This is a genomic window from Dermabacter sp. Marseille-Q3180 (genome assembly GCF_940792985.1).
Classification (GTDB): domain Bacteria; phylum Actinomycetota; class Actinomycetes; order Actinomycetales; family Dermabacteraceae; genus Dermabacter; species Dermabacter vaginalis.
The window spans coordinates 68,987-85,709 of record NZ_CALNWU010000003.1; the positions used below are offsets into that span (position 1 = coordinate 68,987).

Annotated in this window: 15 protein-coding genes; 12 read left to right on the forward strand and 3 right to left on the reverse strand. The window is 63.3% G+C overall.

The genetic code is table 11. The features are described from left to right. Window positions 1–74: 74 nt before the first annotated feature. The 3 genes from NBW56_RS08180 to NBW56_RS08190 form a co-directional block, all read right to left on the reverse strand. Window positions 75–3,044, reverse strand: coding sequence for a multicopper oxidase domain-containing protein (locus NBW56_RS08180; protein ID WP_250258804.1), 2,970 nt, complete (start codon window positions 3,042–3,044; stop codon window positions 75–77). Window positions 3,045–3,124: 80 nt separating this feature from the next. Then, window positions 3,125–3,628: a hypothetical protein gene (locus NBW56_RS08185; protein WP_074297820.1), complete on the reverse strand. Its 504-nt coding sequence runs from the start codon at window positions 3,626–3,628 to the stop codon at window positions 3,125–3,127. Then, window positions 3,628–3,915 (reverse strand): hypothetical protein, encoded by a 288-nt coding sequence (locus NBW56_RS08190; RefSeq protein WP_074297817.1) that lies wholly within the window; start codon window positions 3,913–3,915, stop codon window positions 3,628–3,630. Before NBW56_RS08190 ends, NBW56_RS08185 begins: the two co-directional genes overlap by 1 nt. Window positions 3,916–4,050: 135 nt before the next feature. Between NBW56_RS08190 and sucC the strand changes: the two genes are divergently transcribed. The 12 genes from sucC (at window position 4,051) to NBW56_RS08250 (ending at window position 16,696) form a co-directional block, all read left to right on the forward strand. Beyond that, window positions 4,051–5,220, forward strand: a complete 1,170-nt coding sequence (gene sucC / locus NBW56_RS08195; RefSeq protein WP_250258805.1) for an ADP-forming succinate--CoA ligase subunit beta — start codon at window positions 4,051–4,053, stop codon at window positions 5,218–5,220. A gap of 7 nt (window positions 5,221–5,227) precedes the next feature. Further along, window positions 5,228–6,103, forward strand: a complete 876-nt coding sequence (gene sucD, locus NBW56_RS08200) for a succinate--CoA ligase subunit alpha (RefSeq protein ID WP_250258806.1) — start codon at window positions 5,228–5,230, stop codon at window positions 6,101–6,103. Window positions 6,104–6,237: 134 nt separating this feature from the next. Further along, complete coding sequence (locus tag NBW56_RS08205; RefSeq protein WP_126847961.1) at window positions 6,238–6,657, forward strand: hypothetical protein; 420 nt, start codon at window positions 6,238–6,240, stop codon at window positions 6,655–6,657. Between the two features lie 68 nt (window positions 6,658–6,725). Next, a complete protein-coding gene (locus tag NBW56_RS08210) occupies window positions 6,726–8,120 on the forward strand; it encodes a hypothetical protein (RefSeq protein WP_250258807.1) in 1,395 nt (464 codons plus the stop codon). Window positions 8,121–8,261: 141 nt separating this feature from the next. Next, window positions 8,262–8,942 (forward strand): hypothetical protein, encoded by a 681-nt coding sequence (locus NBW56_RS08215; protein ID WP_250258808.1) that lies wholly within the window; start codon window positions 8,262–8,264, stop codon window positions 8,940–8,942. Between the two features lie 53 nt (window positions 8,943–8,995). Further along, window positions 8,996–9,295, forward strand: a complete 300-nt coding sequence (locus NBW56_RS08220; RefSeq protein ID WP_126847955.1) for a hypothetical protein — start codon at window positions 8,996–8,998, stop codon at window positions 9,293–9,295. 155 nt (window positions 9,296–9,450) lie between these two features. After that, complete coding sequence (locus tag NBW56_RS08225; RefSeq protein WP_150333610.1) at window positions 9,451–10,179, forward strand: metal-dependent transcriptional regulator; 729 nt, start codon at window positions 9,451–9,453, stop codon at window positions 10,177–10,179. Between the two features lie 183 nt (window positions 10,180–10,362). Beyond that, window positions 10,363–11,280 (forward strand): C40 family peptidase, encoded by a 918-nt coding sequence (locus tag NBW56_RS08230; RefSeq protein ID WP_250258809.1) that lies wholly within the window; start codon window positions 10,363–10,365, stop codon window positions 11,278–11,280. An 87-nt stretch (window positions 11,281–11,367) separates the two neighbouring features. Further along, window positions 11,368–12,249, forward strand: a complete 882-nt coding sequence (locus NBW56_RS08235) for a hypothetical protein (RefSeq protein WP_250258810.1) — start codon at window positions 11,368–11,370, stop codon at window positions 12,247–12,249. 173 nt (window positions 12,250–12,422) lie between these two features. Beyond that, window positions 12,423–13,829, forward strand: coding sequence for a GntT/GntP/DsdX family permease (locus NBW56_RS08240; protein WP_250258811.1), 1,407 nt, complete (start codon window positions 12,423–12,425; stop codon window positions 13,827–13,829). 49 nt (window positions 13,830–13,878) lie between these two features. Beyond that, complete coding sequence (gene dsdA, locus NBW56_RS08245) at window positions 13,879–15,240, forward strand: D-serine ammonia-lyase (protein ID WP_250258812.1); 1,362 nt, start codon at window positions 13,879–13,881, stop codon at window positions 15,238–15,240. Between the two features lie 244 nt (window positions 15,241–15,484). After that, window positions 15,485–16,696 carry an ROK family transcriptional regulator gene (locus NBW56_RS08250; RefSeq protein ID WP_250258813.1) on the forward strand — a complete coding sequence of 404 codons (1,212 nt, stop codon included), beginning with the start codon at window positions 15,485–15,487 and terminating at the stop codon, window positions 16,694–16,696. The last annotated feature ends 27 nt before the right edge of the window (window positions 16,697–16,723 follow it).

Below are 16,723 nucleotides of genomic sequence, written 5' to 3' on the forward strand. Positions count from 1 at the left end.
TTCGCGGTGCTGGTCGGTACTTCCAGCCTGCCACGCACTGCCGCGCATGGGCAGGGACCACCGGTGCCCGGCGCTTAGGCTGTCACGTGAATGAGGGCGAGGGCGCCGCGTTCGAGGTCGACGAACTGGTGATTGACGGCCTTGTACGTGCCTTCCTCATGGAACACCATTTCAACGAAGCCGCCCTGGCAGCTGCCGAGATCGAGGGCTTGTGCCCCGCCGCCCGTCGTGTTGTCGGGGCGCAGGAGATACTCGCCTTCCTTGAACACCGTGTCGAATACCGTTCCCACCACGTGGAAGGCAATTCCGCGGCTCGGCCCTGCGGCGAGTACCCAGATGCGCACGCGCTCGCCGACTTTCGCTTCGAGCGGCTCGTGCACGTACTGGTTCGCCTGCCCGTTGAACACGGTGAAATCGGGGCGCTCGGCGAAGATTTTTTCCGAGGAAATGGCGTGGACCGAGGTGCCGTCGGGCCCTTGAACCGGCTGGCCATCCGTGCCGGTGCTGGCCTCCGGGGCGAGGTAGTGCTCGGATTGCACGAGCACGTATTCGCGGTCGGCAGGGGCGAGACCCTGCGGCGGCACAATGAGGATCCCGAACATGCCTCCCGAAAGGTGCATCGTCATGGGCGCCGTCGAGCAGTGGTAGAGCCACGCACCCGCGTAGTCAGTGGTGAAGGAGTAGGTCAGGCTCTCACCGGGCGCGATCGTGCGCATGTAGCGATTAGGCGCAACGGTGCCGGCGTGGAAGTCGATCGAGTGACCCATCTCGCCGCTGTTCGTGAGGGTCAGGTCAATTTTCCCCCCGAGTGGCGACGTGAGCACGGGCCCCATCACCTCGCCGTTGTACACCATCGACTCCATCGCGATGCCGGGCGCGATCTCGAGGTTTTCCTCGGTGACGGTGAAGGCGAGTTTTTGCGGCGTGCCAGGGGAGGGGACTGCGGGCACGACCGGGTCACGCCGCGTGCGGGAGGAGCCGGGTGCGGAGGTGAGATCGGCGGTGACTCGGGCAAGGGGATCCGTTCCGACGCCTGCCGCGCCACCGTCACTGCTGTGACTTCCGCTCATGCGTGCCCCGGTTGGGGTGATGGTGAGGGTCATGCCCATCGCGCGGTGGCCAACGATTGAGCACCACCCCTCGATGGGCGCGGTGACCACTCCGGCCTCGAGCACGACCGTGTCGCCTGGATGCAGGCGCACCGTGTGGGCGCCGGTATCGAGAACGAGATCGTGGGTGTTCGCGGGATCGACGTTGTGCACCTCGATCTCAAGCCGATCGCCCGCGGGAACCTCGAGCGTATTCGGCACGAAACGCATTTCGGCGTTGGCTTCGACCTTGAGGCGGGTCGTGCGGCCGGTGGGAGCGATGGCCGGGCCCGCACCGGATGCGGAGTCAGCACGTCCAGTGGGAGTTCCGACGGCGGCTGCGCCCGCGAGCGTGCCGTCGAAGGCACGCCCTACCGCGGCGAGGGAAAAGACCGTTCCCGCACCGGCGAGTGCGCTCGTGAGATGGCGGCGGCCGAGTGTTGCCGGCTCACGGCGAGCCTTTCCTTCATGCGCCAGAGCGGGAGTGGAGCTCACGCCGGAAGCAGTGGCAGTCGGGGCCGAGCCGCTCGTCGCCGACTGCTGCGGTTTTGCGGGAGCACCTATGACGGGCATTCCGAGCTGCGCCGAACGTTCGGTGAATTCAAGGCGCTCGCGAAGATTGACCTTGACCATGCGGAGCATGAGGACGATAAAGAACGCGAGCACGACGAACGCCACGGCGGACACCAGAACGCGCGTGACCGAGCCGAACTGGCTCGGGGCGAACGTGCCGAACGTGAGAGCTCCGAAGAGCGCGTCGCCAATCGTGCCTGTGATGCTCGCGAACGCAAACATGCCAAGCGCGAGATTGAGCGCAACGACGCGGAAAACTGCCCAGCGGCTCATGACGGCGAGGCCCGCCTTGAGAGCGCGCGGACCGCCGCCCATCGAGGCCGGCAGAAGGTAGCTCATCGCGCCCAGGAGGAGCTGGAGGAGGAAGCCCGCGACGAAGGGGACGCTCAAATCATGGAGGCGTGCCGCGGTGAGCGAAAAGTTGAGGGGCGAGGTGACCGGGGAACCGTCGGAACTGCCGATCGAGCTGAACCACAGCCCCCACAGCGCCACGCACGTGCCGAGAAACCAGAGCGCGCCCGCACCGATCGAGAGCACGGGGAACAGGGCAACTGGCTCGCGGCGCATCTGGCGGGATGATTGCCGCGCGAGCGCCACGAGGAGCAGGCCGATGACGACCTGGCCGAGGATGTAGAGGGTGAGGCCCGCGAGCCCCACGAGAACATTGTCCACGAGCGCACCGAGCATCGCGACGAGTGTGCCGATCACCATGACAATGAGGAAACGCGAGGCACGCGTAGCTTTCGCCGTATCGAGCTTCGTGCGCAAGACCGTGGGCCAGAGCGTGAGCAGCGTTGCCGAGACCGTGACGCCCACGAAACCGAGAATATTCACGACCTGATGCGCGAGGAGCAAACGCCCCTGCCACGGTTCGCCGGGGGAGAAGGCGAGGATCGCGCCGAGCGCTGCGCCGAAGGGGAGGAGGCACGCGGCAATGAGATACGCCCGTACCACGAACGCGAAGCGTGGAGCGAGAGCCGCCTTGAGCTGCGCGCCAAGAGCGAAGGCATACCAGAGGATCATGGCGCTCACGCCGATGGCGCCCAGCACCGTGAGGAGCGGGAGATTCGCGAGCATGCCCGCCATCGCGATGATGATCGAGGCCGTGAGAGCCCAAATGCGCGCCACTTGCTTCGGCCGAGTTTCCTCACCAAGGCGGGTCTTGAGAAGAGCCTCTGTGAAGTGCTGGCCCCAAATCATGATCGATGTCGTCACGAGGCCGAGCGTCACCATGTGCACAAGAAGCCACCGGAACTGCGGGATGAGCGGGTGCGCTGCGACGGCAATGACGAGCGCGATCAGCCAGTAGGAGACGGGTTTCGAGGCCTTCCTATGCCAGCTTCGACGGGTGAAACCTTCGGGGCGAGCATCTCTCGAGTGCACGTGCGGCCTTTCGCGCTGGGGGACGACGAACGGGGCGCGAAAAACGCCCCGTTCATGCTATCGGCGCACAGCGAGGTTGGTCAGGACTTAAACTTCTTGACCTTCGCACCCTCCGGGAGATCCTCGCCAGCGATCCCCTCGGGATCGTCCAGGTCGGTTTCTTCGTACGCGTCCTGCGTGAGCGCGGCAATGATGCGCAAGAGCACGAGAACCGCAAGGAGAACGAGCATCCACGTGACGGGGATCGGGATGATCCTCGAGAACACGAACCAGATCGCACCGAGCGAAAGCGCGATGATCGACGTGTCGCGCAGGGCGGCGAGAAGACGCTTCGTCATATTTGCGCGCCGATACCGGCGACCCGCAACCTTTGCGGCTGCGCGCATCGTTTTCGCGGATTCGCTCGCGGAGTTCTTCGCGCTTTCAGCGCCGCGGCGCACGTTATCGGCAGCTTTCGCCTCCCACACTTTCTGCGCGCCGCTCGCGTAGGCGCGGGCCTCCCGCTGCACGGCACGCTTCGCCCCCGGCGCCTGCTTGCGCGCCGTGTTGCGCGCGGCTTTCGCGTAGGTCTTCCAATCGGCCATTACTTCTCATCTCTCATGCGAATATCGCCATCGCGGCTCTCGCGCGGATTCGCGCGGCCCTCGCGGATGGCGGCGCGCTCGCGGTCGCGGCGCCACTCGTAGTAGTAGGAGAGCCCCACATTGAGCGCAAGCGTCAAGAGGATCGAGAGCACGAGGCTCGCAAACTTCGCCTTGATCCCCATGAGTGAAAGAACTACGAAAAAGAGCGTCATGACCACGACGGAGAAAAAGAGGTGGTCCATGATGCGCTGGCGGAGAGTTTTGCGCTTGGGGCGGGGACTCGTCATTGCTCCATCGTAACGGCCACCCGCACTGTGAAGATCTGGCTTACTGTGATCGGCACGCGCTTTTGCCCTTCCGCGGGTGACGCCGAGGTGCCGATACCCTTGGAAGAACGCTACTTCTCATGGAGGGACACCCGCGTGGATCTTCTCGAACATCAAGCGCGCGATGTGTTTGCGCGCCATGGCGTCCCCGTTCTTCCCGGAATTCTCGCGAGGACCCCGGCTGAGGCGCGCGCCGCCGCCGACAAACTCGGTACACCGGTGCTTGTCGTCAAGGCCCAGGTCAAGGTCGGCGGTCGCGGTAAGGCCGGCGGCGTTAAGGTCGTGCGCACACCAGCCGAAGCCGAAGAGGCCGCACGCGCGATCCTCGGCATGGACATCAAGGGCCACACGGTGCATTCCGTGCTCGTTGCCGAGGGCGCCGAGATCGCCGAGGAATACTACTTCTCTCTCCTTCTGGACCGTTCCTCGCACGGCCTCACGGCTCTGTGCTCGAAGGAAGGCGGCGTAGAGATCGAACAGTTGGCGAAAGAGCGCCCCGAGGCACTTGCCCGCGTGGAGATTGACCCTCTCGAGGGCCTCACAGCGGAAGCTGCGCGCGATCTTCTCGAAGCTGCGGGCTTCGATGTCGAGCAGGTCGGCGCGATCGCCCCGGTTCTCGAGCGGCTGTGGGAGGTGTATCGCGACGAAGACGCGACCCTCGTCGAAGTCAACCCCCTCGTGAGAACCGTGGGGGGAGAGATCCTCGCGCTCGACGGCAAGGTTTCCATCGACGATAACGCTCTCTTCCGCCACGAAAGCTTCGCCGCTTTCGCCGCGGAAGAAAATGCCGACCCTCTCGAGGAGGAAGCGCGGCGCCTCGGCCTCAATTACGTGAAGCTCGATGGCGAAGTCGGCGTTGTGGGCAACGGTGCGGGTCTCGTGATGTCCTCCCTCGACGTCGTTGCCTACGCGGGCCGTGACTTCGGGGGGATTCACCCCGCGAACTTCCTCGATATCGGCGGCGGTGCCTCGGCGAGCGTCATGGCTGACGGCCTCGGCCTCGTGCTCGCCGACCCACAAGTGACAAGTGTGTTCATCAATGTTTTCGGCGGGATCACCGCGTGCGATCAAGTGGCCCTCGGCATCGTGGGCGCCCTCGAGAAGCTCGGCGACCGCGCGACGAAACCGATCGTCGTGAGGCTCGACGGCAACGCCGTGGAGGAGGGCCGCGAGGTTCTTCGCCGCGCGAAGCACCCACTCGTGCACATCGCGGATTCGATGGACGACGCCGCGAGGCAAGCCGCCGCGCTCGCCGCTGGAAAGTAGGGCAATCATGGCGATTTTTCTTGACGACAACTCCCGCATCATCGTGCAGGGCATCACCGGAAGCGAGGGGCTCAAGCACGCGCGCCGCATGAGCGCCGCCGGCGCCCAGATCGTGGGTGGAGTCAACCCGAAGAAAGCCGGGAGCGACGTGGACCTCGGCAGCCGTCGGACCCCCGTTTTTGGCACGGTGGCCGAGGCGATGCGCGAAACCGGCGCAAACGTATCCGTGGTGTTCGTGCCACCCAGGTTTGCGAAGGGTGCCGTGATCGAGGCGATCGAGGCGGGCATGCCACTCGTCGTCGTCATCACGGAGGGCATCCCGGTTCTGGACACGGTCGAGTTTCATGCGCGCGCGAAGGCGAGCGGCCGCACGCGTATCATCGGGCCGAACTGCCCGGGGATTGTTTCGCCGGGGCTGTCCAATGCAGGGATCATTCCCGACCACATCACGGGCCCCGGCCCGATCGGGCTCGTCTCGAAATCGGGCACCCTCACGTATCAGATGATGCACGAACTTTCGGACATCGGCTTCACGACCGCGATCGGTATCGGCGGCGACCCGGTCGTGGGTACGACGCATATCAACGCCCTCGAGGCCTTCGAAGCAGACCCCGCGACGGAGTTGATCGTCATGATCGGTGAAATCGGGGGAGACGCCGAGGAGCGCGCCGCCGAATTCATCCGCGCGAAGGTCACGAAACCCGTCGTTGGCTACATCGCCGGCTTTACCGCCCCCGAAGGCAAAACAATGGGGCACGCGGGCGCAATTGTGAGCGGCTCAAGCGGAACGGCGCGCGCGAAGAAGGCGGCTCTCGAGGGCGCAGGCGTGCGCGTGGGAACGAGCCCGAGTGAGACCGCGAGGCTCGTACGAGAGGCCCTCTGACCCGCGCCACCCTCCCGGCACGAATAGACATAGCTCAACGTCGCTTGCTCGCGAGGCCTACGTCGCGGTCGCTGTCTCGAAATTGCGACAATCTGCGCGCCCTACGGTGCCGACCCACTCAGTAACCTTGCCGCATGAGTACATCAGGACCCACCAGGAAAACGCCGAGCGAGGCCCCACGCTTCAATCCCTCGATGCTTGAGGGCGCTTCGAATTGGGACCTCACGCCCGCGCGCACCTCTCGTAGCGGTTCGTTCCTCAAGTACCTCTTTGGCACGGGTCTCGGCCTCGCCGCGCTCTCGCTCGTGCTGAGCTTTCTTGGTCTCGTCTGCGCCGTGTGCTCGTTCGTCGAACCGCTCGCGCGCATGGGCCTTGGAACACTACCCCTCGCGGTTCTCGCGCTCGTGCTCGCATTCTTGAGCGTCCGCCTTTCGCAGCGACTGGGCGGAAGTGCCCTCCTCTCGTTTGCCGCGATCGCCGCGTCGTTCCCGCTCGTGTTCTTCGGACTGATCGCGTATTCGTTTATGTTCACCATGCCGGTGGGGCAGGCCTGAGGTCCGACGGCTTCTCGCCCCCACGTGTTGCCAAAGGTTTCTAAGGAAACCGCTTTTAGGATGGGGGCATGAGTACTCCTTACGGCAACGATCCCGTCAACAGCCCCGAGGGCTACCCGAAGCCCGAGAATCCCGAGAACAACTCGCCGAGCGTCGAGAACGCCCAGCAGGAGCAGCCATCGGCGCCGAATTGGCAGGCGCAGGAAGCGCTCGCCCCTTCGCACGACGAGTCCGCCGCTGCGACGCCCGAGGGCGGCGTTGTGCACGAGGTTGGCCCGTTCGCCTCGCAGAATGCTGAGGCTGAGGGAGAACGAAAGTCCCCCGAAGCTTCGCAGAATCCCGAAGCGACTTCGCACGATAGCGGCGTGCAGTCGTACGGTTCGACGTTCCAGCCGGCGCAGTACGGTAAAGCAGAGGAATCGGCTCCCGCGGCGTCGACCTACGGCGCGCCCGAGCAGAGCACTTCCCAGAGTGACGCGGAAGGAAGCGACGCCTCGCAAAGCGACCTTGTTCAAAGCGAACCTGCGCACGTTGAGCAGCCTGAGCAGCCGCGCGAAGAGGCCACGCAATACGGCGCATACGGTGCGCCTTCATTTGGCGGCGAACAGAATGTTGCTCAGCAGTCGAATGAGCAGGCGCCGCAGAATGCCTCGTACGGCGCTCCCGGCCACGAAGGTGCAGCTCCCGAGGCTCAGGGCTACGGCGCCCCGAGCTATGGTTCCTCGAATGAGGCCGCGGGTTACGGCACCGCGAGCGGCGCCCCGAGCTATGGTTCCTCGAATGAGGCCGCGGGTTACGGCTCCGCGAGCGGCGCCCCCAGCTACGGCTCCTCGAACGAGGCGCAGGGCTACGGTCAGAATTATGGCCAGCAGAGCTACGGAGAACAGACCCAGCAGCAGAGCTACGGAGAACAGACCCAGCAGCAGAGCTACGGTCAAGAGTACGGTCAGGGCTACGGCGGGTCGAGCTACGGCCAACAGCCTCAGCAGGCTCCGCAGGGCGGCTACAGTGCGATGAACTCCGGCCCTCACCAGTCTGCCCCGCAGGGTGGCTACAGCGCGCAAAATTCGAGTGCCAACTCATTCGCGCAGAGCGCCCCAAGCGCACAGAGCGCCTATTCTGCCCAGAGTGCGAACAACGGCTACGCGACCCCCGCGGGCTACAACCAGCAGCAGGCGCCTGCCGTTGACACTGCCCCGAAGAAGAGCGGCACCGTGCTTGCCATCATTGGCATCGTGCTTGCCCTCATCGGCATCGGCCTTACGTTCGTGCCGATCATGCTCGTTTACGCGCTCTCGATCCCGCTCGGCATCGCGGGTCTCGTGCTCGGTATCTGGGGCGCGGTGCGCGGCTTCAAGGGCGGAAGCGGCAAGGTGCTCGGCATCATTGCTGCCGTGCTTTCGGTGATTTCGGTTCTGATCGGCATCGTCTCGATCATCATTGGCCTCATCGCCATGCTGTAGCGATCGGCTCACCATTCATGCGGCATCGCCTCGCACCTGCTCTGTTGAGGAGCACGGTGCGGGGCGATTCTCGTTCCGCCGCACGCCAGAATCTTGTGACGCGCCATACCTTTTTGTGTGTGCGGCGATTATGATGGCCGCATGAGCGCACCGCCACTCGAGCCTGGCATGAGCCAGCAGCACCCAAAGCCCCCGCGAAATCGTGCTCTCACCGGAGTGCTGATTGGCGGCAATGTCATGGTGAGTGTCGCGATCCTCGCGGTTCTCGGTGTGTTCGCCTATGTTCTTTTCACGAGTCAGGGGGCGAGTGCCGAAGCCGGCAGCGAGGAAACACCCGAACGGGCAGCGATCACGCCCTCACCTAGTCCCACCGGGATGCAGTACGGCATCACGCTTGGCGGAGGTGACGAGGAAATCTACCCGCCACCGCCACCGCCCGCGCCCCTTCAGCAAGGCACGCCCGGAACTCCGGTCGATGCTGGCAAGGTGACCGTGACGGTCGTGGACAACGGCTTCCACCCTGAACAGCCCACAGATGCGGGACCCTCCCAGTGCATCACCGTGGAAATCACGTCGAAGAGCAACGAGGGTGATGCGAACGCGGCGATGTTTTGGCTGACAAGCAGCACGCACCAGGGGGTGCGTTCGCGCCCCGTGATCGTGCCGGGACAACTCATCCCCGAGATTTTGCAAGAAGGCGAGTCGACCTCCGGTTTCGTGTGCTTTCCCGATGAGGTCATGGGGCAGGGCGAAAAGATTCTCACCTTTACCAACGACGACGAGGACGTCGTGGAACACAACGTGCAGTGGCGATTGCCGTGAACAGCACACCACACGAGACGCCCTTAGAAGCGAGAGGGGGTAGTGCCACGACCGTGCCCGAGCCCGCATCCCCTCGCGCCACGACCCGGACGCTCGTCTTTGGAATCGTCGCGATCATCTTCGCGATCATCGGTGGCGCCTTTGGAATTCTCAAGGGCATGGCCCTCATCAGCATCGGCGTCGCGCTGTCGCTTGTGGGGCTCGTGCTTGCGGCATGGGCTCTCGTGCTTGCTGTTCGTCACGCGTCCAAAGGCGCAATGGTTGTTGGTGCCATCGCGGCAACCGGATCGTTCTTTGCTCTCACTGCGGGAGCCCTGACGCTGATCTCGAGGATCATCACTAAGGATGTTTGAGCTCGCACCGCTTTTCGCTCGGCTTTTCGGCAGGGGGAGAGCGCTTACACGAAGGTGAGTCCGACGCTTGCGAGGCAAACGTCGGAGAGGGACTTATAGAATCGAGCAGCGCCACCCACACTCGCGCGCCCCCTGTACCCACTCAAAGGAGCACCGTGACTGACCTGATCGACACGACGGAGATGTACCTCAAAACGGTGTTCGAACTTCTCGAGTTGGGGATTACGCCGATGCGGGCGAGGATCGCGGAGCGGCTTCACCAATCGGGTCCCACCGTTTCCCAAACGGTCGCGCGGATGGAACGCGATGGGCTGCTCTTTCTTGACGATGCGCGCGTGATCCACCTCAGCATCGAAGGTGAACGAATCGCTACGGGAGTCATGCGCAAGCATCGACTTGCCGAGCGCCATTTGATCGACGTCATTGGGCTCGAGTATTCGAAGGTGCACGAGGAGGCGTGCCGATGGGAACACGTCATGAGCCTCGACGTGGAGCGGAAGATCGCCTCTCTTTTGAAGCCCCCGTACCGTGATCCGTACGGCAACCCGATCCCGGGCCTCGCCGAATTGGACTGCGGGCTCGAAGACATCCACCCCGGGGTTGCCGAGGGCGTCAATGGCTCGAATGTTCGGCAAAGTGCGGGTCAAAGGCTTGTGGACTGTGACCTGAGCGACGGAGAGCGACGCGTGCGGATCGCCTCGATCGGTGAAGTCATTCAATCGGATGTCACGTTCCTCGCGGATCTGGAGAGTCATGGGATCGTTCCCGGCGCTGACGTGCGCGTTTGCGCCGATGCGGACGCGATCGTTCTCGAAGCGGTCGCGGGAGAGTCGATCTCGCTCACGCCTTCCGATGCGGGACACATTGGGGTCGATTTAGTGTGACCTCACCCGGTCTAGGTAAAGGGTAGTCAAAGACTTGTCACAGCCTCCGTCAGATCTCTCTGGCGGAGGCTTTTCGTTCCGTAGAGTTTTACTCGGTTGCGGATGAGCCGCGCCCCGCTCCCGGATTTTCACCCCTGCTCCGGGAAGCCCGAAAACTTAGGCAGGAGCCGCAAGGCCGAGAACATGGAAGGTCCCCAAGTGTCGAATCGTTCCGCGAAGACTCATCGCCGCCAGATGCGCCCCGTCACCCCCGTGGCCCGCGCAACCCGTGGCACCGCTGGCGTTGCTTTCGCTGCGACCTTCGTTCTCACCGGCACCACCGGCGCTCTCGCCGATGGCACTACCCAGGCCGATGCGGCTGCTGAGTCGGCGAACATTATCGCGCCCGTCACCGCCCCCGCCGTGACCATCCCGGCTGCGCAGAAGCACGATGATGCCGCCTTTGGTGTATTCGCTGCCGAAGCTGCGACCCTCAAGCCCAAGGCGCCCGTTGTTGCGGTCGAAGAAGCAGACAGCCACGACGCGGACGCGGAGGAGAACACCCGCGAAGAAGACTCGCGCAACCGTGAAGAACAGCGCTCGAACCGCGATGAGGAGCGCTCGAACCGCGATGAGGAGCGCTCGAGCCGCGATGAGCAGCGCTCGAACCGAAACAACGAGCGTTCGAACCGCGATGATCGCAATCAAGACGAGCAAGATTCGCGTGCGCAGGACGAGGGCGAGACGCGCGATGAGGAGACTGAAGAGGCTGCAAGCCCCGCGGTCGCAGGCAGCTCGATCTTCGCCACCGCGAAGAGTGGCATTGGCGTTCGCTACAAGTTCGGTGGGAGCTCGCGCTCGGGTTGGGACTGCTCGGGCTTCACTTCATGGGTGTACCGCCAGCACGGCATCAACCTTCCGCACAGCGCGGGCGCTCAGGCTCGCATGGGTAAGCGCATCTCGAAGTCGCAGGCCCGCCCAGGCGATCTCGTGTATTACCCCGGCCACGTGGGCATCTACGCCGGTAACGGCATGATTCTCGACGCGGGAAACTCGCGTAAAGACACAAGCCTCCGCAAGATGTGGAAGGCTAACTGGTCGTACCACCGCATCGTTGACTGACCCTCATTCTTTCGAGGCGGCCATCTCGGTTCATTCCGAGGTGGCTTCCTTATTTAACCGCCGACCGCGTTTCGGTAGGGTGAGGCTATGACTATCGTGCGTGAAATCGGGGCCGTGCTCCTCGTGCTTATTTCGTTTGTGGCCACGACCGTGAGCGTTCCCGCGGCGTGGGTGCGCGACCGCATCGTCGATAGGGACGGCTTCTTATCGCTCACGAGCCCCCTCGCGCATGACCTCGATCTGCAAAAGGACCTCGCGAACGAGGCGATGAACCAGGTTGGCGCAGGGCTTCCCATTCCCGCGGGCCTGCGCTCTACGGTTCAGGACACGATTCTGAGTCAAGTCGGGGTCGTGACAGAGACTGAAGCCTACGGGCACATGTGGACCGGAACGATGGGGGACATGCACGATCAGCTCACGAGCGGCGCCACGACCGTGACGGTGCACGCCGACCTCACTCCTGTGTGGGATGCCCTCCTTGCCCCCGTGCAGTCTATTCTCCCGTTCGATCTCCCCGACGTGGGGCCAACAGTCGTCACCCTCGGAACTTTCAACGCCGGTTGGTTCGAGGTCCTAGAGGCCTGCGCTGTGAACGCCACGCTCTTAACGGTTGTGGGAGTCGCTGCTGGTCTAGGTGCCCTGGCCATCTCGAACGTGCGGCTGCGCACTCTCGTGCTCCTTGGCATTGCGGTGGTTCTCTCTGCTCTCACGTGGATAGCCGTTCTCTACAGCAACAGTCTTTGGGTGCCCGAATCTCTCACCGGGTCTACCGTTGGTGGGCCGCTGGTGCAGCGCGTGCTCGATGTGGCCGCGCACGACGTTTTCGTGCCGGCTGTTATGTGCGCACTCACTGGGCTTGGACTCATCATCGTGGCCGTCACGGGCATGTCGATTGTCGCGGCGCGGCGAGCTTCTGCCCGGCAACAGGTGGTAGCGCCCGCGCATATCGGATACCCCGAGCGCTGGTAAAAATGCTCGCCTCTGGGCCTGTACTCTCGCGCACATAGCCCCTGACCTGGGGTTTATAAGGACTTAGGGGCAGCGCTCGTCCATGTGACGAACGATACGGTAGAAGCACCGGGACCGCTCCCAGCGGTGAGGGTGCCGGCCAGTTGCCCCGATACCGCCAATGGAGGCGTGTGATGTCTACAGGTGCACTCGTTGCCGTGTTGCTTGCGGCGATTGCTCTGATCGTTGTTCTTATCGTCAAATTTAAGATGCACGGTTCGCTTGCGCTTGTGATCGCGGCTCTCGCGGTGGCGCTCGTGACTGGCGTGAAGCTTTCCGACATTGCCGATGTGATCGAGGGCGGTGTGGGAGGCACGCTTGGCTTCCTTGTACTCATCATCGGTTTTGGTGCGGTGCTCGGCAAGATGCTCGAAGTGACCGGTGGCGCAGAGCGCCTCGCGACGTCGCTTGTGCAGGCGTTTGGTGAGAAGCGAGCACCGCTTGCCATGGCGGTTCTGGGGCTTCTCGCTGGTATTCCGGTGTTCGTCGAAGTGGGCTTCGTGCTGCTCGTGCCGCTCGTGTTCGTGGTGGCAAAGAAAGCGGGAATCTCGCGCGTCATCGTGGGTGTTCCCCTCGCGATCTCACTTATGACGGTGCACTGTATTCTTCCGCCTCACCCGGCGGCAACGGCAATCGCGGGTACTCTCGGGGCAGACGTGGGTATGGTCATTATGCTCGGCCTCGTGGTGGCGACTGCTTCGGCGCTCGTTGCGGGCCCGATTTTCGCGCGGTTCGTGCTTCCCGCTCTCGACGTTCGTGCGACAGTTGCAAGTGGCCCCGGTGAGCCCACCATTCCCGGTAACGCTACTGGTGTCTCGTCGGCCGATGCGGCGGTTGTCGAATCGCGACTTACCGACGCAGAAGCGGAGCATTCGCTCCCGGGGTTCTGGATCACGCTCCTCACGATTCTTCTCCCGCTCATCATCATGGTGGGCCGCACGGTGCTGCTCATTTTCATCGACGATTCTTCGACGCTCGGGGGAGTGGTGTCCTTCGTGGGGAACCCCATCACCGCGCTCCTCATCTCGGTTCTCTTCTCGTATGTTTCTCTCGGCCTGAGTCGCGGCATGAAGCTCACGAGTATCTCGGAGATCACCGATTCGGCATTCGGACCGATCGGTGGCGTGCTGCTCATCATCGGTGCGGGAGGCGGCTTTAACGCGGTACTTGAAGCTTCGGGTATCGCGGAAGCTCTCGCGGATGCGCTGGGGCAGCTACCGGTGAGCCCCGTGATTGTCGCGTGGCTCGTTGCCCTCGTGCTGCACTTCGCCGTGGGCTCGGCAACCGTCGCCATGATCAGTGCCGCAGGCATTGTGCTCCCTATGCTGGCGGCGAACCCCGATCTCTCCCCGGAAATTCTTGCGCTCGCGATTGGCGCCGGCGCGATTGGCCTGACTCAGGTCACTGATTCACTGTTCTGGATGTACAAGGAGTACATGCAGATCAGCGTCGCTGATGCTTTCAAGACCCTCACGCTCGGGACGACGATCAGCTCGGTCGTCGCTCTAGGGGCGGTTCTGGCCCTCAGCATTGCTTTCTAATCCTCGCGAGACAACTGTCCGTAAGACCGAACTGTTCAAGGAGACAGATATGACTGACATGACTGACACGATTGCCGGGCGCACACGCGCAGCCTGGATTGACGAGTTCCCGCTCATTAGCGAGTTGGCCGCGATGCGCGAGCTTTCGTGGTTCAACCCGGGTATCGCCGGAACCGCCGAGGAAGGGATCGCCGACGTTGGCCTGACCGAGGCGGATATCCGCGATGCCTCAGCCCGGCTCAAGCGGTTCGCGCCCTACATCCGCTCGGTGTTTCCCGAAACTTCGGTGTCGGCGGGCATTATCGAATCCCCGATTGCGGCGGTCCCGAACCTTGCCTCCGTGATCGGTGAGCGCAAGGGCGCACAGATGCCCGGTTCTATGTGGGCGAAGCTCGATTCGCACCTCCCGATTTCTGGCTCGATCAAGGCGCGTGGCGGCATCTACGAGGTGCTCAAGCACGCCGAAGAGATCGCCCTCAAGCATGAGCTCATCACGCTCGACAGCGACTACAGCGTGCTTGACTCTGATGAGGCACGCGAGGTGTTCGGCCGCTACCGCGTTGCGGTTGGTTCGACCGGCAACCTCGGCCTCTCGATCGGGATCATGAGCGCAAAACTTGGTTTCAAGGCAAGTGTGCACATGTCTTCCGACGCTCGCCAGTGGAAAAAGGACCGCCTTCGTTCGCACGGCGTTGAGGTCGTGGAGTACGAATCGGATTATTCGATTGCTGTGGCGGCAGGTCGCAAGCAGGCGGAAAGCGACGAAACGATTTACTTCGTTGACGATGAGAATTCCAAGAGCTTGTTCCTCGGCTACGCGGTGTCTGGTCATCGGCTCGCGGGTCAGCTGCGGGCGATGGAGGTGCAAGTCGACGCTGATCATCCGCTGTTCGTGTATCTCCCCTGTGGGGTGGGCGGCGGCCCCGGTGGTGTGGCTTTTGGCCTCAAGGCCGAGTTCGGAGATGCTGTGCGCTGTATCTTCACGGAGCCCACGCACTGCCCGTCAATGCTGCTGGGTGTGCACACGGGTGCGCACGAGGCGCTCGCCGTGCAGGACTTCGGGATTGATAACGTGACAGCGGCTGATGGCCTCGCGTGCGGCCGCCCTTCTGGTTTTGTGGGGCAGGCGATGGGCCGGCTTATCGACGGTTTCTATACGGTGGATGATGACGAGATGTACCGTCTCGTCGCCGAAGCAGACAGCGCCGAAGGGCTGAAGATGGAGCCGTCGAGTGCCACGAGCCTCCTGGGGCCCACGCACGTGTTGGCGAATGCCGAGTACCGTGAGCGCATTGGTATCGACGAGGAAAAGCTCGCGAACGCCACGCACCTGTCGTGGATCACAGGCGGCAACATGGTGCCCGAAGAGGAAATGGCGAGCTACATCGAGAGGGGAAATTCCCTCCTGTAGGGTGCGCGTAAACGCCTGCGGAAGCCCCGAGCGGATGAGCTCGGGGCTTCCTGCTGCTCGAGGGACGTGAGCCGCCGATTCCGGTCACAGGTTGTCATGCGGGGGCGTGCGTCTGAATTGTCGGTGAACAGGTGCTGACATTTCGTTTCCTGCCTTGAGGGAAAGTCGCGCGATTGGTTTATTTAAATCGTCTTTAAAAACTCCTGGCGCGAACGCGGCAGGTGCGAATTCGAGGAGGGTAACCATGGCGCGAGTGCGAGGTGCGGCATCCGCAGCGCGTGTGGTGCCGGCTGACCAGCGCACTCCCGCGCTCCTCGTTTCTCCCGAAGAGCAGTGCCTTATATTGCTTCGCGATCACCGCTCGCTTACGGCGAGCGCGATCGCGAGCCGCACCGATCTTTCGCGGCCCACGATTGATGCCGCATTGCGCTCACTCGAAACAGCCCACGTTGTCACTTCGGACTTGCGCCCGACCGGAAAAGCGGGGCGACCTGGGCGAACATACACGTTCGTGCCGCGCGACCGAATGATTGGCGTGGACATTGGTGAGCACGCTATTCGCGCGATCGCTACTGACCGCGCCGGTCGCATCCTGGCACGCCACGAAGCAGATCGCGTGCGCGAGCCTTCGCGCGACACCTTCCTGCGTGACCTCGATGACGTGGTTCGGATCGTGAGTGAGGGCGCCTCGGTTGCGGGTGTTGGGCTCGCGGTTCCCGGCATCGTCAAATCGCAAAAGGTCAAGCTTTCGCGTGTGCTGCCCTACCTTAATGATTGGGATTTTCATCGTGAAATTGAATCCCTCATAAACGTGCCGCTTTTTGTGAGTAACGACGTCAAGGCGGCCGCGCTCGGGGAAGCGCGCCTCGGTGCCGGCACGGTGGATTCGTCTCAGGTGACGGTATGGCTCGGGCGTCGTGTGTCGACCGCTGTGACCCTCAACGGCGAGCTTTTCGAAGGTGCCAATGGTGTTGCTGGCGAAATGACGACGGCGGTGGGCACCCAGTGGACTCCTGGATCCGTATGCGGCGACTGGAAATGGCCGGAGGGCAGGAGTCCTCTTGAGACCGCCGAGCGCGCCCACGCGGGCGACACCGAATCCCTTTCGAGTCTGCACGAGTACCTCGAGGCCCTCGCCGACCCCCTATCGCGTCTCGTCGCGATCCTCGATCCAGAGGTGCTCGTTCTCGCGGGCGCTCTGAGCGAGACCTCCGCGCCCCTCGCGGATTTTTTCGCGACCAACCTGAAGGAACGCCTTACGGTGCCCTTCTTGCCGCGGATCAAGCGCTCAGCGCACGGCCGTTATTCAACAGCCGTCGGAGCCCTTTACACCGCGTTCACGAACCCGAGTGCACCCGCACTCGCCCACTGGCATCTGCCCGCGCCCCTGACCCTGACCGCCCCCGACCTTCCGACCGACACCACTATCCACTCGCCCCGCGCACATGCCAGTTGACTGTTGACCCCTCTTTTCTCTCACGAC